22 protein-coding genes are annotated in these 24,432 nt (G+C 60.8%); 8 read left to right on the top strand and 14 right to left on the bottom strand.

Going from position 1 to position 24,432, the window contains the following annotated elements; translation table 11 throughout:
• Positions 1 to 82: 82 nt before the first annotated feature.
• Positions 83 to 529: a DUF4879 domain-containing protein gene (locus tag BW43_RS23420; protein WP_032884771.1), complete on the bottom strand. Its 447-nt coding sequence runs from the start codon at positions 527 to 529 to the stop codon at positions 83 to 85.
• Between the two features lie 188 nt (positions 530 to 717).
• Here BW43_RS23420 and BW43_RS23425 point away from each other — a divergent pair, with 188 nt between their 5' ends.
• Complete coding sequence (locus BW43_RS23425; RefSeq protein ID WP_032884654.1) at positions 718 to 2,013, top strand: NCS2 family permease; 1,296 nt, start codon at positions 718 to 720, stop codon at positions 2,011 to 2,013.
• Positions 2,010 to 3,089: a tRNA (uridine(54)-C5)-methyltransferase TrmA gene (trmA, locus tag BW43_RS23430; RefSeq protein WP_032884653.1), complete on the top strand. Its 1,080-nt coding sequence runs from the start codon at positions 2,010 to 2,012 to the stop codon at positions 3,087 to 3,089. Before BW43_RS23425 ends, trmA begins: the two co-directional genes overlap by 4 nt.
• Before the next feature lie 143 nt (positions 3,090 to 3,232).
• On the opposite strand, the gene BW43_RS23435 is transcribed toward trmA, so the two are convergent.
• The 7 genes from BW43_RS23435 to BW43_RS23465 form a co-directional block, all read right to left on the bottom strand.
• The gene (locus BW43_RS23435) at positions 3,233 to 4,549 is read right to left on the bottom strand and encodes a TolC family outer membrane protein (protein ID WP_032884652.1); all 1,317 of its coding nucleotides are present in this window, start codon (positions 4,547 to 4,549) and stop codon (positions 3,233 to 3,235) included.
• Positions 4,546 to 5,865, bottom strand: coding sequence for an HlyD family type I secretion periplasmic adaptor subunit (locus BW43_RS23440; protein WP_155989937.1), 1,320 nt, complete (start codon positions 5,863 to 5,865; stop codon positions 4,546 to 4,548). Before BW43_RS23440 ends, BW43_RS23435 begins: the two co-directional genes overlap by 4 nt.
• 2 nt (positions 5,866 to 5,867) lie before the next feature.
• Positions 5,868 to 7,604, bottom strand: a complete 1,737-nt coding sequence (locus BW43_RS23445; RefSeq protein ID WP_032884650.1) for a type I secretion system permease/ATPase — start codon at positions 7,602 to 7,604, stop codon at positions 5,868 to 5,870.
• 176 nt (positions 7,605 to 7,780) lie between these two features.
• Positions 7,781 to 8,404 (bottom strand): heme acquisition protein HasA, encoded by a 624-nt coding sequence (locus tag BW43_RS23450; RefSeq protein ID WP_032884649.1) that lies wholly within the window; start codon positions 8,402 to 8,404, stop codon positions 7,781 to 7,783.
• Positions 8,405 to 8,507: 103 nt separating this feature from the next.
• Positions 8,508 to 11,258, bottom strand: a complete 2,751-nt coding sequence (locus BW43_RS23455) for a TonB-dependent receptor (protein ID WP_032884648.1) — start codon at positions 11,256 to 11,258, stop codon at positions 8,508 to 8,510.
• Positions 11,259 to 11,409: 151 nt separating this feature from the next.
• Complete coding sequence (locus BW43_RS23460; protein ID WP_032884647.1) at positions 11,410 to 12,408, bottom strand: FecR family protein; 999 nt, start codon at positions 12,406 to 12,408, stop codon at positions 11,410 to 11,412.
• Between the two features lie 64 nt (positions 12,409 to 12,472).
• Complete coding sequence (locus tag BW43_RS23465) at positions 12,473 to 12,994, bottom strand: RNA polymerase sigma factor (protein WP_032884646.1); 522 nt, start codon at positions 12,992 to 12,994, stop codon at positions 12,473 to 12,475.
• A 207-nt stretch (positions 12,995 to 13,201) separates the two neighbouring features.
• On the opposite strand from BW43_RS23465, the gene aroQ reads away from it, so the two are divergent.
• Both aroQ and BW43_RS23475 read left to right on the top strand, forming a co-directional pair.
• Entirely contained in the window at positions 13,202 to 13,651 is a 450-nt protein-coding gene (aroQ, locus tag BW43_RS23470; RefSeq protein ID WP_032884645.1) for a type II 3-dehydroquinate dehydratase, read from the top strand.
• A complete protein-coding gene (locus BW43_RS23475) occupies positions 13,648 to 14,496 on the top strand; it encodes a shikimate dehydrogenase (protein WP_032884644.1) in 849 nt (282 codons plus the stop codon). The genes aroQ and BW43_RS23475 overlap by 4 nt, the downstream gene beginning before the upstream one ends.
• 47 nt (positions 14,497 to 14,543) lie before the next feature.
• Here BW43_RS23475 and BW43_RS23480 read toward each other — a convergent pair whose 3' ends face one another.
• Both BW43_RS23480 and quiC read right to left on the bottom strand, forming a co-directional pair.
• Complete coding sequence (locus BW43_RS23480; protein ID WP_032884643.1) at positions 14,544 to 15,209, bottom strand: TetR/AcrR family transcriptional regulator; 666 nt, start codon at positions 15,207 to 15,209, stop codon at positions 14,544 to 14,546.
• Positions 15,210 to 15,289: 80 nt separating this feature from the next.
• Positions 15,290 to 17,191 carry a 3-dehydroshikimate dehydratase QuiC gene (gene quiC, locus BW43_RS23485; RefSeq protein WP_032884642.1) on the bottom strand — a complete coding sequence of 634 codons (1,902 nt, stop codon included), beginning with the start codon at positions 17,189 to 17,191 and terminating at the stop codon, positions 15,290 to 15,292.
• Positions 17,192 to 17,423: 232 nt separating this feature from the next.
• On the opposite strand from quiC, the gene BW43_RS23490 reads away from it, so the two are divergent.
• On the top strand, positions 17,424 to 18,758 hold the full coding sequence (locus BW43_RS23490) for an MFS transporter (protein ID WP_032884641.1): 1,335 nt from the start codon (positions 17,424 to 17,426) through the stop codon (positions 18,756 to 18,758).
• 1 nt (position 18,759) lies between these two features.
• Here the strand turns inward: BW43_RS23490 and BW43_RS23495 are convergent, their stop codons facing one another.
• Positions 18,760 to 19,638 (bottom strand): DMT family transporter, encoded by an 879-nt coding sequence (locus BW43_RS23495; protein ID WP_032884640.1) that lies wholly within the window; start codon positions 19,636 to 19,638, stop codon positions 18,760 to 18,762.
• Between the two features lie 198 nt (positions 19,639 to 19,836).
• Between BW43_RS23495 and BW43_RS23500 the strand changes: the two genes are divergently transcribed.
• From BW43_RS23500 to BW43_RS23510, 3 genes are read left to right on the top strand one after another with little or no spacing between them, the layout of a single operon-like run.
• Complete coding sequence (locus tag BW43_RS23500; RefSeq protein ID WP_032884639.1) at positions 19,837 to 20,250, top strand: membrane lipoprotein lipid attachment site-containing protein; 414 nt, start codon at positions 19,837 to 19,839, stop codon at positions 20,248 to 20,250.
• Positions 20,251 to 20,307: 57 nt separating this feature from the next.
• Positions 20,308 to 21,195, top strand: coding sequence for a neutral zinc metallopeptidase (locus tag BW43_RS23505; RefSeq protein ID WP_032884638.1), 888 nt, complete (start codon positions 20,308 to 20,310; stop codon positions 21,193 to 21,195).
• The gene (locus BW43_RS23510; RefSeq protein WP_032884637.1) at positions 21,196 to 22,170 is read left to right on the top strand and encodes an alpha/beta hydrolase; all 975 of its coding nucleotides are present in this window, start codon (positions 21,196 to 21,198) and stop codon (positions 22,168 to 22,170) included.
• A 132-nt stretch (positions 22,171 to 22,302) separates the two neighbouring features.
• On the opposite strand, the gene BW43_RS23515 is transcribed toward BW43_RS23510, so the two are convergent.
• Genes BW43_RS23515 through BW43_RS23525 form a run of 3 tightly spaced genes read right to left on the bottom strand, consistent with a single transcriptional unit; the run spans position 22,303 to position 24,363 of the window.
• Entirely contained in the window at positions 22,303 to 22,890 is a 588-nt protein-coding gene (locus tag BW43_RS23515) for an HAD family hydrolase (protein WP_032884636.1), read from the bottom strand.
• Positions 22,887 to 23,756 carry an acyl-CoA thioesterase II gene (tesB, locus tag BW43_RS23520; protein ID WP_032884635.1) on the bottom strand — a complete coding sequence of 290 codons (870 nt, stop codon included), beginning with the start codon at positions 23,754 to 23,756 and terminating at the stop codon, positions 22,887 to 22,889. The genes BW43_RS23515 and tesB overlap by 4 nt, the downstream gene beginning before the upstream one ends.
• Positions 23,757 to 23,793: 37 nt before the next feature.
• The gene (locus tag BW43_RS23525) at positions 23,794 to 24,363 is read right to left on the bottom strand and encodes a GNAT family N-acetyltransferase (RefSeq protein ID WP_032884634.1); all 570 of its coding nucleotides are present in this window, start codon (positions 24,361 to 24,363) and stop codon (positions 23,794 to 23,796) included.
• Positions 24,364 to 24,432 lie beyond the last annotated feature (69 nt).

The raw sequence follows: 24,432 nt of genomic DNA, 5'->3' as shown, positions 1-24,432 counted from the left end.
TTGGTGTACATCCGCGGCGTTCAGGAAAGTCGCCGTCTCAGGGGTACGACTTCCCGGGGTTTTGAGCGTTCAAGATGATTGATCAGCGGATATTGAGCAGGGTCTTCAAGGTGTTTCGCGGGGGATTGATCGATGAGTTGCTGTATTCGAACCAGCCCTGGGCTTCCACATTCAGGTCAAACACATAGATGTAGCCCATCAAGGTGCCCCCGCCAGCGCAGGCCTGGCTGACGTTGCCGACCTGGCACACCGGCGTGCGCTGACCGTTGAGCACCGCGCCGTTGAAGAGGCCGACCGGGTTGTTACCCAGGCCCACTTCCATCACCGACACCTTGGTCGGCCCTCGGTGCGTGCACATCTGCGTGGTGCTGGTGCGCTCTGGAATGGTTTCGGTGCACTTGGCCGATTCGACCCTGAACACGCGCACTTCGCTCAAGGCCGGTGCAGTCGCGCCCCAGACCGGTGCCGCACCCAGCCACAGGCCGAGACAAGGGATCAGGGCTAGACTCCACGCGTTGGCTTTTTTCATGCTGTCGGTGACCCGGTATTGAACGTCGGCGCAGTATGCCTCAAGGCCATGCGCCATACAGCCTCGGCTGCTGGTATGATGCGCCGCTTTTTCCGATCCTCTCTGAAACCACAGGCGTTTGGCGCAGTTTGTGCTTTGACTTAGAGGTCAACAAATCACGACGCAAGATAGCGTCACAGGGAGCAGGCATGCTGGAAAAGCTGTTTCAACTCAAGGCACACAACACGAACGTGCGCACCGAGATTCTCGCGGGCATCACGACATTCCTGGCCATGGCCTACATCCTGTTCGTGAACCCGAGCATCCTCGGCGAAACCGGCATGGATAAGGGCGCGGTATTTGTCGCGACCTGCCTCGCGGCGGCCATCGGCTCGACCGTGATGGGCCTGATCGCCAACTACCCGATCGCACTCGCGCCGGGCATGGGCCTCAACGCCTTCTTTACCTACACCGTGGTGCTGCACATGGGCCACACCTGGCAAGTGGCGCTGGGTGCGGTGTTTATTTCGGCGGTGCTGTTCTTCCTGCTGTCGATCTTCCGCATCCGTGAGTGGATCATCAACGCCATCCCGCTTCCCCTGCGTTCGGCGATTGCCGCCGGTATCGGCCTGTTCCTGGCGTTGATCGCCCTGCACAACGCCGGAATCGTGGTGAGCAACCCGGCCACCATGGTAGGCCTGGGCGACCTGACAAAAGCGGCCCCGATCCTCGCCACCCTCGGGTTTGTGCTGATCGTGGCACTGGAAGCCCTGGCCGTGCGCGGCGCGGTGCTGATCGGCATTCTTGCGGTCACTATCGCGTCCATCGTCCTGGGCGTGACCCCGTTTGGCGGCGTGACCTCGATGCCCCCTTCGCTGGCCCCAACCTTCCTGCAGCTGGATATCAAAGGCGCACTGGACATCGGCCTGGTCAGTGTGATCTTCGCGTTCCTGTTCGTTGACCTGTTCGACAACTCCGGCACCCTGATCGGCGTCGCCAAGCGCGCCGGCCTGATGAGCAAGGACGGCCACATGCCGAAAATGGGCCGCGCCCTGATCGCCGACAGCACCGCCGCCATGGCCGGTTCGCTGCTGGGCACGTCGACCACCACCAGCTACATCGAATCCGCCGCGGGCGTGAGCGCCGGTGGCCGTACCGGTTTGACCGCCATCGTGGTGGCGATCCTGTTCCTGCTGGCGCTGTTCTTCTCGCCGCTGGCCGCCAGCGTACCGGCGTTTGCCACGGCGCCGGCACTGCTGTTCGTGGCGGTGCTGATGACCCAGGGCCTGGCAGAAATCGACTGGGATGACATTACTGTTGCAGCGCCGGTGGTGGTCACCGCCCTGGCGATGCCCTTCACATACTCCATTGCCAACGGCATCGCCTTCGGTTTCATCGCCTGGACCGCCATCAAGCTGCTTTCGGGCCGCTACCGTGAGCTGAACCCAGCGCTGGTGATTCTGTCGATTCTGTTCGTGATCAAGCTGGGCTGGTTCAACGCATGACTTTTGACGCCACAAGCTACACCGTTCAACTGCAAGACAAGGTCACGCGCTTGCGTGACCTGCTGGCGCCGTTCGACGCGCCCGAGCCACAGGTATTCGACTCACCGCTGCAGAACTTCCGCCTGCGGGCGGAGTTCCGCCTGTGGCGCGAAGGCGGAGATCGCCACTACGCCATGTTCTCCCAGGACGACAAGCGCACGCCGATCCTGATCGAAGAATTCCCGATTGCCAGCCAACGCATCAATCAGTTGATGCCGCAACTCAAGGCCGCCTGGCAAGCCAGCGCCGCCCTGAGCCACAAGCTGTTCCAAGTGGAGTTCCTCACCACCCTCGCCGGCGATGCGATGATTACCCTGTGTTATCACCGCCCGCTGGACGAGCATTGGCACACGGCGGCGAACAAGCTGGCAGCTGATTTGAATGTCAGCATCATCGGCCGCTCCAAGGGCAAGCGCGATGTGATCGGCCACGACTACGTGGTGGAAAAACTCGATGTGGGCGGGCGCACCTTCAGCTACCGCCAACCCGAAGGCGCGTTCACCCAGCCCAACGGCACGGTGAACCAGAAGATGCTCAACTGGGCATACGAAGCCTTGGGCGATCGCCCGGATGACTTGCTGGAGCTGTACTGCGGCAACGGCAACTTCACCCTGCCGCTCGCCACCCGCGTACGCAAAGTGCTGGCCACCGAAATCAGCAAGACCTCGGTGAATGCGGCCCTGAGCAACCTCGATGAAAACGCGGTAGATAACGTCACGCTGGTGCGACTCTCTGCCGAAGAACTCACCCAAGCGCTGAATGAAGTGCGCCCGTTCCGTCGCCTGCAGGGCATCGATCTGAAGAGCTACGAATTCGGCAGCGTCTTCGTCGACCCGCCCCGGGCCGGCATGGACCCGGACACTTGCGAATTGACCCGTCGCTTCGACAACATTCTCTACATCTCCTGCAACCCGGAGACGTTGGCGGCGAACATTGCGCAGTTGCATGACACGCACCGCATTACGCAATGCGCGATGTTTGACCAGTTCCCGTGGACGCACCATATGGAATCCGGGGTGTTGCTGACTCGTCGGTAATTCCAAGGCTGGTAGCAGTTCAACATGTGGGAGGGGGCTTGCTCCCGATGGCGGTGGGTCAGTTGAAGGTTTGCTGATTGACGCACTGCTATCGGGGGCAAGCCCCCTCCCACATTGGCTTGGTGTATTGGCAAATAGCGTTGTCAGGCCGACGGTTGGAAATACCCCGCCAACGCCCGCAAGTCCTGCTCGCTGAGCAGTCCCGCGTAATACTTCAACTGAATCCTGGCCAGCAAATACGCATGTCGAGCGTTCGCCAGGTCGCGGCGGGCGGTGAACAGTTGCTGTTCGGCGTCGAGCACGTCGAGGTTAACGCGCTCGCCACCGCTGACGCTTTTCTTCGTCGCGGTGACCAGTGCCGTGGCGGAGCTGACGGCCATTTCATAAGCCCGCACTTTTGCCGCGCCGCTGGTATTGAGGTTGAACTGCTTGCGCAACTCCACCAGCGTGGCCGAGGTTTGCGCGTCCAGTTCGTACTGGGCCTGGCTCAACTGATTGCCCGCCTGACGAGTAGAAGCCGACACCGAACCGCCGGCAAACAATGGCAAGCTGACCTGAATGCCGACGCTGTTGGTGTCGTACTGCTGGTTGTAGCTGCTTTCCGAATCGGAACGGGTCTGGCGGCTGCTGGCGTACAGGCTGACCTTGGGCATGTGCCCGGCGCGTTTGCGCTCCACTTCGTAGGACGCCACGTCCAACGCGTGATGCTGGGATTTAAGCTCCGGATTGTTGGCCATTGCCATTTCCCGCCAGGTCTCGAAACGGTTCGGCTCCAGGGGCGGGATATCGAATTGACGGGTCAGCGGCGCCAGCTCTTCGATCTGCAGCGGTTGGCCGACGATGGCTTCCAACTCTCGCAGGGCGCTGTCCTGGGCATCCAGGGATTCGATTTCTTCAGCCTGGGCCAGGCTTAGGCGCGCTTGGGTTTCCAGCACATCGGTACGTGTCCCCTCGCCACCTTTGAGCAGGCGATCGTTGAGTTGCAGGCGTTCGGCAAATGCGCGTTTCTGCGCGCGGCTCAACTCGATGCGTTCCTGGGCCAGCAACGCCTGGCTATAAGCGCTGAGTACCCGCACCGCAAGTTCCTGGCTTTTGCCGCGAAAGCGCTCATCGGCCATCAGCGCCTGGGCCGTGCCTTGGCGAAACCGCGCGTAGGCTTCGTAGTCCAGCAGTGGTTGCTGCAAGGTCAGGGTCGAGGCATAGCTGCGGTAGTCGCGGTCGCTGGTGACATCACCTGCGGTCACCTGCGACTCGTTGCGCGAATTGTTGTAGCTCCACGACAGATTCGGCAGCAACGCCGCCCGACCTATCACGCGATTCTCTTCACCGGCCTCACGCGCCTGGATGGCGGCCTGAAAAGTCGGGTCATTGCGCAGCGCCAGGTCGTACGCATCCAACAACCCCAGGGCCTGCGCAGCCGGTGTAAAGCTCACGCACAAGGTAAACAGCAGCGCCTTCATTCTTCCACCAAGGCCATATGGGTGCGGTCCAGCAAAGGTTTGAACAGGTAGTTGAGCATCGACCGCTCACCGGTCTTTATGAACGTTTCCACCGGCATGCCGGGGCGGATCTGTGCGCCGGCGAGTTGCTGCATACCCGCCGTGCTGACTTGGGCACGCAACGTGTAATAAGGCTCGTCGGTGCGTTCATCGACCTGGCGGTCGGCGGATACCAATGTCACCTCACCCGCCACCCGCGGCGTGGTGGCCTGGTTGAAGGCCGAGAACAGCAGTTCCACCGGTAAACCGGGGTGCACTTTGTCGACCATCTGCACCGGCACCCGCGCTTCCACCAACAGCGGCTCGCCCTGGGGCACGATGTCCATCAGCGCCTGACCGGGCTTGATCACGCCGCCTTCGGTATACACGTCCAACCCCACCACCACGCCGGACGCCGGGGCGCGGACCACGCTGTTGGCCAGTTCGAACTCGGCCGACGCCAGGCGATTACGCAGGTCGTCGCTGCGGGTGCGGGTTTCGGCCAACTGGCTGCGCAGGTCTTTCTGGAAGTCTTCGCCGAGCTGGCGGATACGCAGGCGCAGCTCCAAAACCTGACGCTGCAACTGGCCGATGCGGCCATAGTCCTCGGCGATGGTGCCGTCGATCTGCGAGTAAAGGCGCTCGCTGTCGAGCAGGCGATTGCGCGGGATATAACCGTCCCGCGCCAGTTCGCGCAGGCCTTGCAGTTGCTCATTGAGCGCCGCCCGTTGCTGCAGTTTGCTCGCTTGGGAATCCCGCGTGCCGCGCAACTGCGCTTCGGCCCCGGCGATGGTTTCGCGCAGGCCTTGTTGCTCGGTGGCCAGCGACTGGGCGCGGCTGTTGAACAGTTGCCGTTGCAGATTCAGGGTGTTGGTCGCCTGCGGCTCATTCAGCAGTTCAGGGCCGAAGGTGATCGCAGACAACCCTTCGCTTTCGGCATTCAACCGCGCCTCGGTGGCCAAGGACGCGAGGTACTGGCTGCGCAGCGACTGCATCTGCCCGCGCAACGGGGTTTCTTTCAAGCGCAGCAACACTTGGCCGGCGTTGACCACCTCACCGTCGCGCACTTCGATACGCTCGACGATGCCGCCGGTAGGGTGCTGAACGGTTTTTCGATGGCCCGAAACCATCACCTTACCCGACACCGCGACGCCCTTGTCCAGGGGGGCCAGCGCAGCCCAGCCGATAAACCCGACAAATCCGCCGAGCACCAGCAGCCAGCCCAGGCGCGAATATTTTTTGTCATCCAGCGCCAGCACGTTATGGGATGCGTCGCTGATCAGCATCGGTTTGCTCATGCTCATGCCTGTTTTCCTTCGCCGAGGCGGTAACTCATGCTCATGGTCGACACCGGTTTGCTGACTGCCGGTTTCTGCCGCGCCTCCAACACCCGCGCCGTTGGACCGAAGGCCTGCAACTGGCCGTCCTTGAGGATCAGCAATTGGTCAGTGAGGCTCAGCACATTGGCTTTGTGGGTAATCAGGATCACGGTGCGACGCTGCTGCTTGAGCTGGGCGATGGCCTGGAGCAGGGCCTGCTCGCCCACTTCATCGAGGTTGGCGTTGGGTTCATCCAGCACGATCAGCGCGGGCAAACCGTACAGCGCACGCGCCAGGGCCACCCGTTGTTTCTGGCCGCCGGACAAGCCTGCGCCGCCCTCACCCAACTGCGTGTCATAGCCTTGGGGCAGTTGCAGGATCAGGTCGTGTACGCCGGCCATCTGCGCGGCGGCGAGGACCTTGTCGGCATCCAGCTCGGTAAACCTCGCGATGTTGTCGGCGATGCTGCCGGCAAACAGTTGGATGTCCTGGGGCAGATAGCCGATGTGCGGGCCGAGTTGCTGCTTGTCCCATTGGGTCAGGTCGGCGCCGTCCAGGCGCACCTTGCCGGCCAGTGGAGCCCAGGCGCCCACCAGCACCCGCGCCAGGGTTGACTTGCCGCAGCCTGACGGCCCGATCACCCCCAGCACGTCACCCGCTGGCAGGTTGAAGCCCAGATTAGCCAACGCCGGCCGACGGCTGCCGGGGGCGCAGGCGCTGAGTTGCTCGACGCTCAATTGCCCCTTGGGCGCCGGCAGGCTCATGCGCGCCGGGCGCGCGGGGTTGTCCGCCAACATCTTCGATAGCCGATCAAAGGCCAGGCGCGCCGAGCCCCATTGCTTCCACACGCCGATCAGTTGGTCGATGGGGGTGAGCACCCGGCCCATCAGAATGGAACCGGCAATCATCATCCCCGGCGTGATGTCGCCCTGCACCGCCAGCAACGCGCCCAGGCCCAGCACCAGCGACTGCAACGCCAGGCGCACGCCCTTGGACCAGGCACTGACAGCGGCGGTCTTTTCACTCGCCAGGTTCTGCTGCGCGAGAAACGCCTGGTGCTGGTTGAACCAACGCCCGCGCAACGTGGCAAGCATGCCCATGGCTTCGATGGTGTCGGCATTGCGCAGGTTGGCGGTGGCTTGCTGGCTCGCGCTGATAGACAGTTGGCTGGCCTGGGCCATCGGCGCCTGGCTCACATGATGGTTGATCCACGCCAGCGCGATCAAAATCACCGCGCCGCCCAGCGCCAGCATTCCGAGCCAAGGATGGAAGAGGAAGATCACCAGTAGGTACACCGGAAACCACGGCGCATCAAAGAACGCGAACAACGCCTGTCCGGTAGCGAACTGGCGCAGCGTCGTCAGGTCATTCAGTGCCTGCCCCGCCGCCTGGGTGCCGCCCTTGAGTTGTGCCTCGAACGCGGCGTCGTACACCCGCTGGTTCAGGCGCATGTCCATCTGCGTGCCGAGGCGGATCACCACTTGGCTGCGCACCCACTCCAATGCGCCCATCAGGCCGAACAGGCCGAGGATCATCAGCGTCAGCATCAACAGGGTCATCTGATTGCCCGAAGCCAGCACTCGGTCGTACACCTGCAACATGTAAAGCGCCGGGGCCAGCATCAGCAGGTTGATCACCGCCGAGAACAGGCCGATGTTGAAGAAGCCACTTTTATAGGCCGTGAGGGCGGCCAGGGTTTCGTTGCCGGCGTGGCGCATCTGGAGGTTCTCGTGGGGTTAAACGTGCAAGGTCGCCGCGTTGACAGGCGATACGACGCTGCGCAGAATTTGGCACCGCCGTCGCCGGAAGAGTTAGAAGGCTTGGGCGACGGCGGTGTGTCATGCGGCGAATGGGAGAGCGATCTTCCATTCGCTTTTTTCATGCGGCGAAGGCGTTAGGCGGCGAGTGCCCAGTCCTGTGCCACGTCTTGCACACCCACCAGCGCAACGTCGGTGGTGGCCGAGGATGCGGCATGGCTGGCGACAGCGGCGCTGATCTCGTCGAAGGTGCTGTTGAGGTCTTCGCCGATTGCGCCCAGCAGGTCTGCGAGAACGGTTTCCAACGCGGACGTGTTGCCCTGCATCAGGCCGTAGATCACGCTCTGGACCTCGTTACCGACGCGACCGGCATCCGACGCTGCGCTCAGGTCGAGGCCGTTGAAGGCGACCTTGAAGTCGGTCAGGCTGAAGTCGCTGCCGCTACCGCCGCCCAGGCCAGTGCCCAGTTGAACGTTATCCAGCTCGCCCCACAGGAAGTGGTTTTGGTTGCTGCTCGCTGGCAGCAGTGGATTGAATACATAGTGCAGGCCATTGCTGGTGTCGCTGTCGGCAATGAAGGCGTAGTCGGAGCTGTTGGCGCCGTGGGTAGCGTACTGGTCACCGGCGAGTGAGCCGTTGCTGAAGCCACCGGTGTTGCTGTTGCCGTGACCGGCTGTGTTGAAGCCCAGGGCCCAAGCGCTCAGGTATTCCGAGACGGTTACATCACTCAGGATCGAATCGTAGCTAACAGAAATAGTCATCACTAAACCTCGTTAAACAACGCTATTGATGAGTACGCACAAGCGGCGCACTTTTTTACCCACTGTTGGGTAAAACCATTGATCACGTACCGCTGCACGTAGATCAGAACTTGTATTCCAACATCCCGCTCAACGTCCGGCCGCGCGCCAGGCTCAAGTTGTTGGCGTCGCCCATGGCGACGAAATAGGCTTCATTGGTGGCGTTTTCCAATGCCAGCGAAATGTTCAGGTGGTCAGTCATCCAGTAACTGCCGTACAGGTCATACAGGGTGTATTGAGGCCAGAGCGCCTGGTCGATCAGGTCGTAACCCTGCTGATTGAGGTTTTCCCCATTGCCCGCGCTGTAGCGCACACGCACACCGGTATCCAGGCGCTTGTCCAGGAAGCGCGCACCCAGGGTCAAGGAGCCACGGTCGGCGGGCATGTAGGTGGCGTTGCCCATGATCCGGCCACAGCTTTCCCGATTGTTGGCGACGTCATCGTCGAGTACTTCATAGCGGGTCACGAGGCGGATTCGTGAAACGCCGTTTGCATCCACATAGCGCTCGATACGCGTTGTGCTTGGGCCGTTTTTCTTCGCGCCGCCCATGTAATAGTTCTTCGAACAGAACTCGTTACTGCCGATCATGTGGGTGAAGCTCAGGTTGGCGTAGACGCGGCCCATGTCGTAGTTGAGCTGGTACTCAAGCCCACGGAAACGCGTGGGGTTGGTGTTGTTGACGTAGGCCATGGTCCCGAGAAAACCACCCGATGTGGTTTCCGGAAGGCTGACGCTGGTGTTGAGAAAGGAGAAGTTTTCGATCTTGGTATCAAAGTAGGCCACCTTGATGCCCAAGCGATCATCACCGAACAACAGCCCTTCCTTAAATACGTTCACGCCTACTTCCCAGTCCTTCGACTCCTCTGGCTTGAGATAGGGGTTGGGGAACACGCGCTCACCCGAGCCGCCGCCATGGGGGCGGCCGGTCATGAAGGTTTCGGTCACTGCCGGCGGGCGCCAGCCTTTGCCCCAGCGCGTATAAAGCTGCAGCCAGTCCAGGCCAGGTTTGACGGCGATGCCGAAGGTGGGGGAGAACTGCCCCTCCTCGCGATCGACATCGTAGACTTCCACGACCCGCTTGGCCCCCACCAGGCTGCTGTAGAAGCGATCACGGCGGTACAGCGTCATGCCCGTTTCGCCTTCGAGCCGATAACGGTCGTAACGCAAACCGCCATCCAGGGTCAGCCAATCGCCATACTCGTATTGCAGGTTATTAAACAGGCTCGCGATGGTGCGTTTGCCGCCCGGCGTTCCACCCTCGGCGTAGGGCAGCAAAGCGAGGTCGTTGGTGGCTTCGACCTTGTTGGTGCGTGGCTTGAACTCGTCCTGGTACAGCTCCCCACCGTAGTTCCAGCTCACATGGCCCAACTGACCGAAATCAAAGCGCGAGGTGTTGTCGCCTTGTAGTCCCCAGGTGTCCGTCTGGAAGTGGTCAGTGTAGGTCCCCACGTAGTTTCCGGTGCCTACCGTCGCGCCGTTCGGCGCATTGGTGCGATCAAGCTGGGTGGTGACGTAGTACGCCTTGGCCTTCAGATCGATCAGTGGGTTATCCGGGGTATAGCTGTAGTCCAACGCAAAATTCTTGGCGTTGAGGTTGTTTTTGCTGACTCGTTGGTAAAACACACTCTGGTTATCGTCACTGGTGTAAGCCCAGGCATCGTTGCTGTCGCTGTCACTTTCCAGATAGCTCAGTTGCACGCGCTGGTCATTGGGCAAGTTAAGGCCCAGCTTGACGATCTGTGATCGGGTCACGCTGCCCATGTCACCGACTTCGCTGTTCAACCAATCATCGAACGCACCCGGCATGGCCTTGCGGGCGCGCAGGTTGGTGCCCAATTTCTGATCATTGTGGTTACCCGAGCGGTAATCGCCGAAATGCCGTTCGCTGTACCCCACCAACACATCGCCGCGCTCATCACCAAAGGCAAACACACCGCTGCCATTAAAATTGGTGCCATTGCCCAGCTCACCAATGCCGTGGCCAGCGCGGATGCGTCCGCCGTATTCCTTGCCGTCTTTCAAGAACTCACTGGCATCCAACGTCTTGAACGAGGCAATCCCGCCCAACACTGCTGCGCCGCCCTGCCCCGACTGACTGCCTTTGTCGATCTCGATACTGGAGATGAACTCCGGGTCGATCAGCAGGGTGCCGTTGCGTTGCTGGTGGCCGTTGACGTTGAAGTTCTGGCGCATGCCGTCGATGTTCATGTTCACGCGGCCGTAGTCTTGCACCCCGCGAATGTTCACCGACAAACCAGGATCGCGCTGGTTGACGGCGGTGTAGACGCCTGCGGTTTCTTCGAGCATGTCGGCGGCGTGACGGGGCGGGCGTTTATCGATCATGTCACGGCTGATCACCGCCACGGACTTTGGGGTCTGGTACACCCAATCACTGGCCTGGCCATTGGTGTTGGCAGTGATGGTGGTGGTGCCTACGGTCATGGCGCCCGCGTGATCATCGCTGACGCGGTTGAGGGTCACTTGGCGTTCACTGGTGAAGCGATACTCCACCGGCGCAGCGCCGAGCAAACGGCCCAGGCCTTCCTGCACGCTGAAGCTGCCTTTGAGCGCGGTGCTGTTCAAGCCTTGCAGGCGCTGGCTGTCAAACAACACTTGCAAACCGGCCTGGTCGGCGAACGCCAACACGGCACTGCCCAAGGATTGCGCAGGGATATCGAACGTCAGCACGACGGGCTGGGCCGCTCCCGCTTGAGGCTGCGCCGCGTACACGGGAGCCGCTGCGGCGAACAGGCCCAAGTGAATGGCCAAGGCTAACCGGCTACCGGTGATACGCCCCTTGGTGAGTGCTGACATTTCTGGTTTTCCCTGCGCTGATCGTATTTTTGTTTATGCGAATGCTTCTCACCTAGCAAGACGTACGAGGCGCAGGAAGTCAGTAAGACTTTTTAAAAGTTTTTCGTGCGGGGGGTTTTAAGCGGGCGGGAGCAGACCTCCCGCCAGGTCATTAATAGATCAGGCTGAGGCCTGCCAGGTCCAAGCGTTGCACCTGGAGCTCCTGAGTCAGGGTGCCGAGGGCCGTGTCGAGCATGTCTAAGCGGAACACGCCGCTGACTTCACGTTCACCCAGGTCGGAATGGGTCAACACCACCTGACCGGGACGGTAGCGGTTGAGCTGCTCAATCACTTTGGCCAAGGGCTGACGATCAAAAATCAACACGCCACGCCGCCAACTGGTGGCACGCTCTATATCAAATTGATCCAAGGGCTCGATGCCCTGCGCGGGGCTGTAGCGGGCGGCCTGGCCTTCCTTGAGCACGTGGTCGCTCGGGCCTTTTTTCGGTGTAGCGTGCAGGGAGACTTCGACGCTGTGCTGCAACACGCCGACCCAGCCCTGGCGGTCGTCCTCACGCTGCACCACAAACCGCGTGCCCAGCGCCCGCGTCTGCCCGCCGGCGCTCTGCACCACGAATGGCCGGGTTTCCTTACCCACCATCGGCGCCACGTCAAAAATCGCCGAGCCCTGGATCAGGCTGATGCGCCGCTGCACGCCGTCGTAGTCCAGCCGGATGGCGCTGGCGGAATCCAGTTCTACCGTGCTGCCATCGGCCAAGTGCACGGTGCGCACTTCGCCCTTCTGGGTCACGTAATCGGCCTGCATGCGCAGCCAGGCATCCGGCCCGCGCACCCAACCCACGCCGGCGACCACCACCACCAGCGCCACCGCTGCAGCACGTTGCCACGGCCTGCGTCGCGGGGTTCGGCGCAGCGGCAGCGTCGCCGCCGCCGGACGCTGACGGTGCACTGGCTCGTCCTTATGCACCTCGCCCAACGCTGCCCAGGTCTGCTCTGCAAAGCGCAGCGCCGCTTCATGTCGGCTGTCGCAGGCAATCCATTGGCGCAGCTCGGCCTGCTCCTGGTCGGTCAGGGCAGCGGCGTGCAGGCGCACCGCCCAATCGGCGGCGGCCTCGGTAATGCTGTGCTGTTGCGGACCCTGGCTATTCACGTGTGAATCTCGAATTTTTTCGTTATGTAACGCTGTGACGTCTGAGCGGAGGTTTTTCCGTAACTCACTCGTCGGATGGCGCCACCTGACCGTCCTGCAAGCGCTGCATGACATACGCCAACGCCTTGGCCAGGTGCTTTTGTACGGAGCTGTCTGATATATCCAAGTGCCGCGCAACCTGGGCATAAGTCATGCCCTCTATCCGATTCAGACGGAAGATCTGCTGGGTTCGTTCCGGCAACTCCGCCAATGCCTGCTTCAATGCCTGCCGCTGTTGCTGCGCCATTGCCTGAGCCTCCAACCCGGCCACTTCATCTTCAATCTCGGCCAGCGCCTCATTAGGCACGGAATCGGTCTTGCGCCGTGCTTCCTGGCGGATATGGTCGATCAGCAGATTGCTCGCCGTTCGATAGAGATAGCCCTGGGAATTGTCGATGCGCTCGCCGGGTGGTTTTTCCGCCAGGCGCAGGAAGCTCTCCTGAACCAGGTCGGCCGCCAACTGCGGGTCCCGTACCTTGCGAGCCAGATACCCGCGCAGGGTATCGGCGTGCTTGAGAAACAGGCCCTTGAGATCCACGTCCGACAAACCGACTCCCTGGAATGAAAAGGAAACAGGCGGGCATATTAAGCGTTATCGAGAATGATTTTCAATTGATATCTAATCCGATTCAGCTAGGGGCACACCTGATTAAAAGTTCGGTAATCGAACACATCCGCCGCCATCAATTGACCAAATTAACTAACCAGTACATTTTATCTGCACAACGAACAAGAACTGTGGAGATACCCCCCAATGCCGCCTATCGTGCTGGTGCTCAACGGCCCCAACCTCAACCTGCTCGGCACCCGCGAGCCCGCCACCTACGGCCATGAAACCCTGGCCGACGTCGCCGCCCTGTGCGGGCGCAGTGCCGATAAGCTCGGGCTGAAAATCGAATTTCGCCAGACCAATAACGAAGGCGAACTGCTGGACTGGATCCACGGCGCCCGTGGCCGTTGCGCCGGTATCGTGATCAATCCTGCGGCCTGGACGCACACCTCGGTGGCGATTCGTGACGCTTTGGTGGCCAGTGAAGTGCCGGTGATCGAAGTGCATTTATCCAACGTGCATGCCCGCGAAGCATTTCGTCATCACTCCTTTGTGTCGCCCATCGCCAAAGCGGTGCTCGCCGGTTTTGGCAGCCACGGCTACCACCTGGCCCTGGAACACTTCAGCCAATTGTTGAAGGGATCGGCTCAATGAAACCGCGCATCCTCGCCGGCCTGATCGGCGCCGGTATCCAGGCTTCCCGTACCCCCGCTCTGCATGAACAGGAAGGCGACGCCCAAGGTTTGCGTTACCTGTATCGCCTGATTGATCTGGAGCCGCTGCACCTGGACACCAACGCCCTGCCCGACCTCCTGCGCGCAGCCGAGCAGATGCACTTCACCGGACTGAACATTACCTACCCGTGCAAACAGGCCATCCTACCGCTGCTCGATGAACTGTCCGATGAAGCACGGGGTATCGGCGCGGTGAATACGGTGGTGTTCAAGGACGGCAAACGCATCGGCCACAACACCGATTGCCTGGGATTCGCCGAAGGTTTCCGGCGCAACCTTAATGATGTGCCACGTCAGCGCGTGGTGCAGATGGGCGCCGGTGGTGCGGGCGCGGCGGTGGCCCATGCGCTGTTGGCTGAGGGTGTGGAGCACTTGAGCATTTTCGACGTGGACGCCAGCCGCGCCCGCGACCTTGTGGATAACCTCGCCCAGCGCTTCGGCAGCGGTCGTGCGCAAGTGGGTCTTGATTTAGACAACGCGATGGCCGAGGCCGATGGTCTGGTCAACACCACGCCAATGGGCATGGCCAAACTGCCGGGTATGCCGGTGCCGGCGACTCTGTTGCGGGCGCAATTGTGGGTCGCGGAAATCGTGTATTTCCCGCTGGAAACCGAACTGCTGCGCAACGCCCGCGCCTTGGGTTGCCGCACGTTGGATGGCGGCAATATGGCGGTGTTTCAGGCGGTAAAGGCGTTTGAGTTGTTCAGTGGTCAAGCGGCGGATGCGCAGCGGATGTTGGCGCACTTCAAGAGCATGAATGCCTGAAATGTGGAGGGGGCAAGCCCCCTCCCACATTGGGTTAGGCGCTGTATTCAGGCCTGCAGGTAACGCAACACCGACTCGCAGATCATCTCGCGATGCCGCTGTTTAACCACTTCATCCGACAGCTCGATCTGAAAAAGCTCACTGAACGTATGGCGGTTGGACACGCGGTAAAAGCTGAATGAGTTGATCAGCAAGTGCACATCCAGCGGCTCCAGCCCTTCACGGAACACCCCCATCTCGGCGCCCCGGCGCAATGTCGCGCCCAGCCCTTCAAGGATCTTGCTGTTCATCGCCTTGATCGTGTCGGTGCGTTTCACGTACTCGGCATTGTGGATATTTTCGATGCTGACGATCCGCACAAAATCCACGTTCTGATCGTGGTGATCAAAGGTGAATTCCACCAGCCGCCGAATCGCCTCACGCGGCTCCAGCGCCGTAAGGTTCATGCGTGCTTCGGTGTTGCGGATATCGCCGTAGAGTTTCTCCAAAACCTCAACGTACAACTGCTCTTTACTGCCGAAGTAGTAATAGATCATGCGTTTGGAGGTGTGGATGCGCTCGGCAATGGCGTCCACGCGAGCGCCGGACAGGCCTTGTTGGACAAACTCCACAATGGCTTCCTGGAGGATGTTCTCGCGGGTCTTTTCCGGATTGTTCTTACGACTCTTGCGCGGTGCGTCTGGCACCTCGGGGAGTTCGGGACTTGAGGTCATGGTGCGCTCACGGCCATTTTTATTTTGCAGGCCGCGATTATGGGGCCCGGTGCTCCCCGAAGGAAGCACCCGACACCCTCTTATAAACGTGCCTGACGCACTGCACCGCTGCGGGATTTGGCCATCGCCGCCAGACGCACCGCCACGTTGGCCGCGCCGTAGCCGGCGTAACCGTTCTTGCGCTGGATGATCTCGAAGAAGAACCGCCCTTCAAACGGTTCGGTGTACACATGAAACAACTCACCGCCCTGGGCGTCGCGGTCGTACAACACGTTGTAGTACGCCAACTCGCTGAGGAACTCATCGTCAAAATCAAAGCGTGCAGCCAGGTCGTCGTAATAGTTGAGCGGGATATCCAACAGCGGCACGCCGGCCTCTTTCGCGCGGCGCACCTCGGCGAAAATGTCCGCGCAATCGAAGGCAATGTGGTGCACGCCCGAACCGCGATAGCTCGATAGCGCGTGGGAAATGGCAGTGTTGCGGTTTTCGGAGATGTTCAGCGGCAGGCGAATCGAGCTGCAACGGCTGCGCAATGCGCGGCTTTTCACCAGGCCGTAGGGGTCGGGCAACACCACTTCGTCATCAGCTTCAAAGTCCAGCAGGCTCTTATAGAACAACACCCAACTGTCGAGGCTGTCGGCCGGCAAGGCCATGGCCATGTGGTCGATACGCAGCAAACCACCGGCGTCGGTCGCAGCGGATTGCAGATTGAAATCGGTGTCGTACAAACCACCCTCGCTCTGGTCCACCAGGTAAATCAAGCTGCCGTCCGGCGCGCGCACGGCCGCCAACTCCAGCTCGTTAGGCCCGACCAGTCCGCGATAGGGTGGGCCTTTATAGGCGACCGCTCGCTCCAGAGCCTTGGCGCTGTCCTTGACCCGGATCGCCGTGGCGCACAACGACGGTCCATGGGCTTCGAAAAAGTTATGGGCGAAGGAATAGGGTTCGCAGTTGAGGATCAGGTTGATATCGCCCTGGCGCAGCAGGCTCACGCTCTTGGAGCGGTGCTGCCCGGCCTTGACGAAACCCAGGCGTTCCAGCCAGTTCGTCAGCTTGGCACCGAGGTTTTCATCGACCGCAAACTCAAGGAATTCAATGCCGTCGTATTCGCTGGCCGCCGGGGTTTCAAACAGGATATCGACCGGCGTGGCAGGCGCCTCTTCGGCCAGGCGCTGGCGGGTTTTCTCCTCCAGGTACAGCAGAGAACGCAGGCCATCGGCGGCATTGGCCCGAGTCGGCGCCGCACGGAAACCATCGTTGAAAATTTCCAGGGACAACGGCCCGGTGTAGCCGCTCTTGATGATCGGCGCCAAAAAGCCCGCCAGATCGAATTCGCCCTGACCGGGGAAGCAGCGGAAATGGCGGCTCCACTCCAGCACATCCATCGCCAGGATCGGCGCGTCGGCCATTTGCACAAAGAAGATCTTGTCGCCTGGGATCTCGGCGATGGCAGTTGGGTCGCCCTTGAGCGACAGGGTATGGAAGCTGTCGAGCAGCACGCCGAGGCTTGGGTGATCAACCTGACGCACCAGATTCCACACCTGTTGCCAGGTGTTCACGTGCTTGCCCCAGGCCAGTGCTTCATAACCGATGCGCAAGCCACGGCGCCCGGCATGTTCGGCCAGCAGGCTCAAGTCATCGAGGAGAATACGTTCATCGCCGACGCAATCGGCCGAGGCGTTGCTGCACACCAGCACCAGGTCCGTGCCCAGTTCCTGCATCAGGTCGAATTTGCGCTCGGCCCGTTCCAGGTTGCGCGCCAGACGGTCGCGTCGGCAGCCTTCAAAGTCGCGAAATGGCTGGAACAAGGTAATGGCGATGCCGAGGTCGGCGCACATCTGCCTAACTTCCCGTGGGCTGCCGTCGTAATACAACAGGTCGTTCTCGAAGATCTCAACCCCGTCAAACCCGGCGGCGGCGATGGCTTCAAGCTTTTCCGGCAGGGTGCCGCTCAAGGAAACAGTGGCAATGGAACGTTGCATAGCGCGACTCCCGGCATTTAAGGCTCGTCTTATTTACGGCAAATTATTGGCCGCTAAACTACTCACAGCAATTAAAATGTACGAACCGGTTAGTTTTTGGTGCGATTATCGAACACTAAGCCTCTTTGGCGAATTGACGATTTTTTAGCCGCTGCGCACCATCGATCCCGCACCAACGTTTAGAAAAGACCCAGAACACACCATAAAAATTTCAAAAAACGGGTACAACCACATGCCTTCGCAAAACTCCGCCCTGGCTTCGCGCCCCGGCACCCCGCACGCCGGCATCGGCGACAAGATCCGCGGCGCCATGGCCGTCGGTAAAACTCGCTGGGGCATGTTGGCCCTGGTGTTCTTCGCCACCACCCTCAACTACATCGACCGCGCTGCCTTGGGCGTGATGCAACCGATCCTCGCCAAAGAGATGAGCTGGACGGCGATGGACTACGCCAACATCAACTTCTGGTTCCAGGTGGGCTACGCGATTGGCTTTGTGTTGCAAGGCCGATTGATCGACAAGGTCGGCGTGAAACGCGTGTTCTTCTGCGCGGTGCTGCTGTGGAGCCTGGCCACCGGCGCCCACGGCCTGGCCACCTCGGCCGTCGGCTTTATGGTCTGTCGCTTTATCCTTGGGCTGACCGAAGCCGCCAACTACCCGGCCTGCGTCAAGACCACGCGCCTGTGGTTCCCCGCCGGTGAGCGCGCCGTGGCAACCGGGATTTTCAACGCCGGTACCAACGTTGGCGCGATGATGACGCCAATGCTGCTGCCGCTGATCCTGCATGTGTGGGGCTGGCAGGCTGCCTTCCTGTGCATGGCATCGCTGGGCGCGATCTGGCTGGTGTTCTGGGGGTTGAAGTACTACAACCCGGAAGATCATCCGAACGTTAAACAATCAGAATTGGATTACGTGCAACGGGAAGTCGAGCCGGAACAGCCTGGCGTGCCGTTCAGCCGTATCCTGCGTATGCGCGGCACTTGGGCCTTTGCGATTGCCTACGCACTGACCGCGCCGGTGTTCTGGTTTTACCTGTATTGGCTGCCGCCGTTCCTGAACCAGCAATACAACCTGGGCATCAACGTGACCCAGATGGGCATCCCATTGATCATCATCTACCTGACCGCCGACTTCGGCAGCGTGGGTGGAGGCATCCTGTCGTCATTCCTGATCGGCCGTGGGATGAACTCGATCAAGGCGCGGCTGTTGTCGATGCTGCTGTTTGCCTGCTGCATCGTCGGCGTGATCATGGCGGCCGGTTCCAGCCAATTGTGGGTCGCGGTATTTGCCATCTCCCTGGCCATCGGCGCGCATCAGGCCTGGACCGCCAACATCTGGAGCCTGGTGATGGACTACACGCCCAAGCACATGATGAGCACCGTGTTCGGCTTCGGCGGCATGTGCGCAGCCATCGGCGGCATGTTCATGACCCAGATCGTCGGCCATATCCTCACCGTGACCAACAACAACTACACCGTGTTGTTCACCCTGATCCCGGCGATGTACTTCATAGCGCTGACGTGGATGTACTTCATGGCGCCGCGCAAGATTCCTACCGTCGACGCCTGATTTACCGACGCCGCTGCTGCCAGGCAGCGGCCAACCCGCTCATGCAGATCACCCCGATACCCACCACCGTGGTCATATCGGGGGTATGGCTGAACACCAGCCAACCCAACAACCCCGCGAACACAATCTGGCAATAGCCGAACGGCGCCAGCAAGGCCGGCGCCGCAAAGCGGAACGCCTGGGTCAGCATCAAGTGCGCGGTCATCCCGCACGTGCCCAGCGCCAGCATCATCACCCCATGCCACAGCGTGGGGATCTGCCAGAAGAACGGCACCATCGCGCTCATCACCAGGGTATTGCACAACCCGGCGAAGAAATTGCTGGTGGTAGGCGTGTCGTACTGGCTGAGGATGCGTGTGAGCAACTGGTAGAAGCAGAAGAACAGCGCCGAGCACAGCGGCAGCAACACCGCCGGGGTGAAGAGTTCACCGCCGGGATGGATGATCACCAGCACGCCGACAAACCCGCAGATCACCGCCAGCCATTGGCCACGCGTGACGTGCTCACCCAGCAGCGGCACCGACAGCGCGGTCACCAGGATCGGCGCCAGGAAGTTCACCGCCGTGGCTTCCGCCAGCGGGATGTAATGCAGGGCCGAGGTAAAAAACAGGCTGGTGCCCAACAGGCACAACGCCCGCACCACCTGCATGCCTGGCCGTTTGCTGCGCAGCACGCGCAAGCCTGATTGCGGCAGGAAAATACCGGCCATCAACAAGGTGTGCACCAGGTAGCGCGCCCATACCACCATCACAATCGGGTAAAAACCGGCCAAGTATTTGGACAAGGCGTCGTGGCTGGAGAACAGGAACGTCGCCGCCACAATCAGCAAAATGCCTTTGAAGGGATGGTTGATGCCGGACAACGGGGTACTAAGGGTCATTGAATTCTCTTGCGTGGCGAGCGGAACGCTGAGCGCTGAACGAAGAAGCACTCAACCCGGTAATCTAGCAGCCGGGCCGAAGTCTGCCCAAAGAGCATAACCAAACACCGGGCGAACAGCGCACTAAATCACGGGAACCGAGTCCAACCCTGCACGTTCGCCCCCGTGCTGCACACTTTTTAACCAAGGCCTGCTGCTATGAAAAAAACCCTCTTTGTTCTGTCTACCCTTGCCCTGCTCAGCGCCTGCAACCAGGAGGCCAAGGAAACGCCCAAACCCGCGCCCGCCTCTGTGCAGGCCACCCTGGTGCCCGAGACCCCACCCACCGATAAATGGGTCGGCAAGTGGACCGGCGTCGAAGGCCTGAACCTGACTATCGCCAAGGACGACACCATCGGCCGTGGCCACTACGTTCTCACCATGCAATACGGCCTTGATGCGGACGATTCCGGCACCTTCAAGGGCGAAGCAGCTGAAGACGGTATCGCCTTCACCCGCCCGGACGGCCCGCAATTGCTGCGTGCCGGCGACGGCGAAGCCACTGGGCTGAAATGGCTGGCCGATAAAAAAGACTGCCTGATCGTCGCCACCGGAGAAGGGTATTGCCGCTAATACCGGCCATACTCAAACCACATTTTTGTAGGACCGTTCATCAAGAGGATTGCCCCCATGCTATGGAAAAAAGGCCGACGCAGCGACAACGTGGTGGATGCCCGCGAGGACAGTGGCGGCGGCGGTGGCGGCATGCGTTTTGGCGGTGGCAAGGGTTTGAGCCTGACGGCGATTGTGCTGATCGTCGGTATTGGCTGGCTGACCGGCCAGGACCCGATGCAGATCCTCGGCCAATTGACCGGCCAAATGGAACAGGCGCCGTCCGTCAGCACGCAGTCGCGCCAGGCGCCGCCGGCAAATGATGAACACGCCGATTTCGTCCGCGCAGTGCTCGGCGATACCGAAGACACCTGGGCTCAGGTGTTTCAGGAAAACGGCCTGACGTACAAGAACCCGAAACTGATCCTGTTCCGTGGCCGGGTCAATTCCGCCTGTGGTGGCGCCACCTCGGCCAGCGGTCCGTTCTATTGCCCGGCTGACCAGCAGGTCTACCTGGACCTGGATTTCTTCCGAGAAATGTCCCAACGCTTCCAGGCCTCCGGCGATTTCGCCCAGGCCTACGTGATCGCCCACGAAGTTGGGCACCATGTGCAGACGTTGCTCGGTATTTCCTCGAAGATCCAGAATGCGCGCCAACAGGGTCGGCAGATGCAAGGCGACGGCGGTCTACTGGTACGCCAGGAGCTGCAAGCCGACTGTTTTGCCGGCGTGTGGGCCAACCGTGCGCAAAAACGCCTGAACTGGCTGGAAGCCGGCGACATTGAAGAAGCCCTGAACGCAGCCAACGCCATCGGCGATGATCGCTTGCAGCAACAGGGTCAAGGGCGCGTGGTGCCGGACTCGTTTACCCACGGCACCTCGGCACAGCGGGTTCGCTGGTTCAAGACCGGTTTCGCCCAGGGCCAGATCACCCAATGCGACACCTTCACGGCCAAGAGTCTTTAAATGAATAAGCGATGGGGCTTGCTGCTGACTTTATTAGTGTCGTGTTCAACCCTGGCGGCTGAACACGGCGTCAAAGTCGTCAGCCCCAATCGTTTTCACCTGGACGCCGGCGACCTCAGCCTCGGCGTGAGCCAGGACTGGCGCCAGCCGCTGCCTAACGTCACCCGCGCCTTGATTCTTGTGCATGGTCGCCTACGCAATGCGCAGACCTACCTGCAAAGCGGTATCGATGCCGCCGAGCACGCAGGCGTTAGCGCGAATACGCTAGTCATCGCGCCGCAGTTTCTGAATGCGTCCGACATCAAGCGCAACCATCTGGACGGCCAAGTACTGCGCTGGAACGGCAACGACTGGATGGCCGGCGAGCCTTCCACCGGCCCAGGCCAAATCAGCTCCTACGGCGCCCTTGACCAGATCATCAAGCACCTGGGCAACCGCACACTGTTTCCGGCTTTAAAGGAAATCGTCGTCGCCGGCCATTCCGGCGGTGGCCAGGTAGTGCAGCGCTTCGCCCTCACCGGCCATGATCACCCAACCCTGAAAAACGAAGGCATCCGCCTGCGCTATGTGGTGGCCAACCCGTCGTCCTATGCCTACTTCAGCCGACAGCGACCGGTGCAGTTCGATACCGCCAGTTGCCCAGGCTTCAACGATTGGAAGTACGGCCTGCAACACCTGCCGGCCTACGCCAAAGGCCAAAGCGTCGAACAGTTGGAGCAGGCCTACGTGTCACGGGACATCACCTACCTGCTGGGCCAGCAAGACACTGACCCGAACCATCCTGCGTTGGATAAAAGCTGTGAGGCAGAGACACAGGGCGCCTATCGGCTGATGCGTGGGCATAACTATTTTGACTACCTCAAACACCGGCATCCGCAGTTGAGCCAGACGCTGGTTGAGGTGCCAGGGGTGGGGCATAACGGGGATGAAATGTTTACTTCGCCCGAAGGGCAGAAGGTGCTGTTCACTCAGTAATACCTGAAGAAACAGTCTCAACATGTGGGAGGGGGCTTGCCCCCGATAGCAGTGTGTCAGTCAGCAATTTTTTAACTGACAGACCGCGATCGGGGGCAAGCCCCCTCCCACATTTGATCTCTATTGCTTGGGTTAAATCATCCGGCGCAACGCAGCACAATCTTCAGCATGCCAATCCGCCAGCTCCGGCCACGGATTCTCCGGCAGGTTGACCAACACCGTCCTGGCCCCCGCCGCCCGGCCGCAGTCCAGGTCAAAACGGTAATCGCCGACCATCACCATCTCGCTCGGCGATACATCCCACGCCGCCGCCAATTTCAACAACCCACCCGGATCGGGCTTGGGTGGCGCATCGTCGCGCCCCAGCACATCGTCCACGGCAAAGCAGTCCGCCAGGCCAATCGCCTCCAGGGTGATATGCGCCAGCTCCCGCGCATTGCGAGTCAGGATGCCCAGGCGATAACCGCGCCCGGCCAATTCGCGTACCAATTGCACCGCGCCTTCAGCCGCAACAGAACCGAGTGCCAACTCGCGCTCATGCTCCAACAACCAGGCATGCTTGGCCGCCGCGATGTCCGCCGGCAATGCGCTGAGGTGAGTGAGGATGTCGTCCTCGGGGGGAATGTCCAACGCCACGCGAATCGCCGCGAAGTCATGCACGGCCACCGTGAGGGTGCCGTCCATGTCGAACACCCAGTGCTTAACCTCCCTCAGGCTCATGCCCAATCCTTGCGATGGCGAATCAAGCCTTCCTGGGTGACCGAGGCCACCAGTTGCCCGGCGCGGTTGTACACGCTGCCACGGGAGAACCCACGGGAATTGCCGGCCCACGGACTGTCCATGGCGTAGAGCAACCAGTCATCGGCACGCAGATCCGCGTGGAACCACAACGCGTGGTCGAGGCTGGCGACCTGCATGTCTTTCTGCCAAACGGTCTTGCCGTGGGGCAGCAACGAGGTGGTCAGCAGGCCAAAGTCCGAAGCGTAGGCCAGCAGGTATTTATGCAGCGCCGGTGTGTCGGCCAACGCGCCGTCGGCACGAAACCACACGTACTTGACCGGGTCGGACGGCTGCGGGTTGAACGGGTCTTTTTCGGTGACCGGTCGCACTTCAATCGGCTTCGGGCACAGCAGCTTGTCACGCATGTGCTCGGGGATCAGGTGCGCGCGCTGCTGGGTCAATTCCAGCTCCGACGGCAGGTTTTCCGGGCCGACCACCACGGGCATGGTGGTCTGGTGCTCGAAGCCTTCTTCGTCGTACTGGAACGACGTGGTGCAGGTGAAGATCGGGTGGCCCTTCTGAATCGCGGTCACGCGGCGCGTGCTGAAACTGCCGCCATCACGCACACGGTCAACCGAATAAACCACCGGCAACGCGGCATCGCCGGGGCGCAGGAAATAACCGTGCAGGGAATGCACGTGGCGCGCTTCTTCAACGGTCTGGCTGGCCGCCGACAGCGACTGGCCGAGCACCTGACCGCCGAACAGTTGGCGAAAACCCAGGTCCTGGCTGCGGCCGCGAAAGAGGTTTTCCTCGATCGGCTCCAGGGTCAGCAGGTCCACCAGATCTTCCAATACTTGGCTCATAGAGCAACTCCTACAATCTATGGGGCATTCCGGGCTGCTATCCGTGCAGCGTGTCCAACCATTGGGCGCGGGTGATGCGGTACAAAACATGTGGGCGCAGCGGGTCATCGGCTGCGACCTTGGGGTGTTCAAAATCTGCCAGGGGATCGTAATGCATACCTATGGCCTGCATGACTTTTTGTGATGGCAGATTGGCTTCGGTGGTGAAAGCAACGATTTCATCCAGCTGCAAACGGTCGAAACCACAGCGCAGTGCAGTCCACGCCGCCTCGCTGGCATAGCCCAGCCCCCAATGCTCGCGGGCCAGGCGCCAGCCAATTTCTACTGCTGGGGTAAAGTCCGCGTCAAAGCTGACATGCTGCAACCCGGTCAGGCCGATGAACTCACCGCTGTCCTTGCGCTGCAGCGCCCAGAGGCCAAAGCCATATTCAGCGAAGTGGCCGCGTATCCGCCCGATCAGTGCGGCGCTTTCCAGGTGGCTCAGCTTGGCCGGGAAATAACGCATCACGTGTGGGTCGGCGCACATGCTTGCGAAGGCCGTCAGGTCGCTGTCGCGCCATTGGCGCAGCACCAGGCGAGCACTTTCCAATTCGAGTATCGACTCCACGGGTCCCCTCCCCTTGCCATGTGCGTGAGTGTACAGCGCTGGTAAGATCCTTCGCAGGTTCCCGTCAGA

Source organism: Pseudomonas sp. RIT357, assembly GCF_000632245.1.
Taxonomy (GTDB): domain Bacteria; phylum Pseudomonadota; class Gammaproteobacteria; order Pseudomonadales; family Pseudomonadaceae; genus Aquipseudomonas; species Aquipseudomonas sivasensis.
The sequence above is the reverse complement of the archived record's forward strand: the minus strand, read 5'-3'. Positions and strand labels throughout refer to the sequence as shown.

Bases quoted from the DNA above. Each gene is read 5' to 3' on its own strand.
- BW43_RS23510 (WP_032884637.1), top strand. From the start codon at position 21,196: ATGAATAAGCGATGGGGCTTGCTGCTGACTTTATTAGTGTCGTGTTCA.
- BW43_RS23420 (WP_032884771.1), bottom strand. From the start codon at position 529: ATGAAAAAAGCCAACGCGTGGAGTCTAGCCCTGATCCCTTGTCTCGGC.
- BW43_RS23475 (WP_032884644.1), top strand. From the start codon at position 13,648: ATGAAACCGCGCATCCTCGCCGGCCTGATCGGCGCCGGTATCCAGGCT.
- BW43_RS23490 (WP_032884641.1), top strand. From the start codon at position 17,424: ATGCCTTCGCAAAACTCCGCCCTGGCTTCGCGCCCCGGCACCCCGCAC.
- BW43_RS23480 (WP_032884643.1), bottom strand. From the start codon at position 15,209: ATGACCTCAAGTCCCGAACTCCCCGAGGTGCCAGACGCACCGCGCAAG.
- BW43_RS23425 (WP_032884654.1), top strand. From the start codon at position 718: ATGCTGGAAAAGCTGTTTCAACTCAAGGCACACAACACGAACGTGCGC.
- trmA (WP_032884653.1), top strand. From the start codon at position 2,010: ATGACTTTTGACGCCACAAGCTACACCGTTCAACTGCAAGACAAGGTC.
- BW43_RS23445 (WP_032884650.1), bottom strand. From the start codon at position 7,604: ATGCGCCACGCCGGCAACGAAACCCTGGCCGCCCTCACGGCCTATAAA.
- BW43_RS23435 (WP_032884652.1), bottom strand. From the start codon at position 4,549: ATGAAGGCGCTGCTGTTTACCTTGTGCGTGAGCTTTACACCGGCTGCG.
- BW43_RS23455 (WP_032884648.1), bottom strand. From the start codon at position 11,258: ATGTCAGCACTCACCAAGGGGCGTATCACCGGTAGCCGGTTAGCCTTG.
- BW43_RS23505 (WP_032884638.1), top strand. From the start codon at position 20,308: ATGCTATGGAAAAAAGGCCGACGCAGCGACAACGTGGTGGATGCCCGC.
- tesB (WP_032884635.1), bottom strand. From the start codon at position 23,756: ATGAGCCAAGTATTGGAAGATCTGGTGGACCTGCTGACCCTGGAGCCG.
- quiC (WP_032884642.1), bottom strand. From the start codon at position 17,191: ATGCAACGTTCCATTGCCACTGTTTCCTTGAGCGGCACCCTGCCGGAA.
- BW43_RS23495 (WP_032884640.1), bottom strand. From the start codon at position 19,638: ATGACCCTTAGTACCCCGTTGTCCGGCATCAACCATCCCTTCAAAGGC.
- BW43_RS23500 (WP_032884639.1), top strand. From the start codon at position 19,837: ATGAAAAAAACCCTCTTTGTTCTGTCTACCCTTGCCCTGCTCAGCGCC.
- BW43_RS23515 (WP_032884636.1), bottom strand. From the start codon at position 22,890: ATGAGCCTGAGGGAGGTTAAGCACTGGGTGTTCGACATGGACGGCACC.
- BW43_RS23440 (WP_155989937.1), bottom strand. From the start codon at position 5,865: ATGAGCAAACCGATGCTGATCAGCGACGCATCCCATAACGTGCTGGCG.
- BW43_RS23450 (WP_032884649.1), bottom strand. From the start codon at position 8,404: ATGACTATTTCTGTTAGCTACGATTCGATCCTGAGTGATGTAACCGTC.
- aroQ (WP_032884645.1), top strand. From the start codon at position 13,202: ATGCCGCCTATCGTGCTGGTGCTCAACGGCCCCAACCTCAACCTGCTC.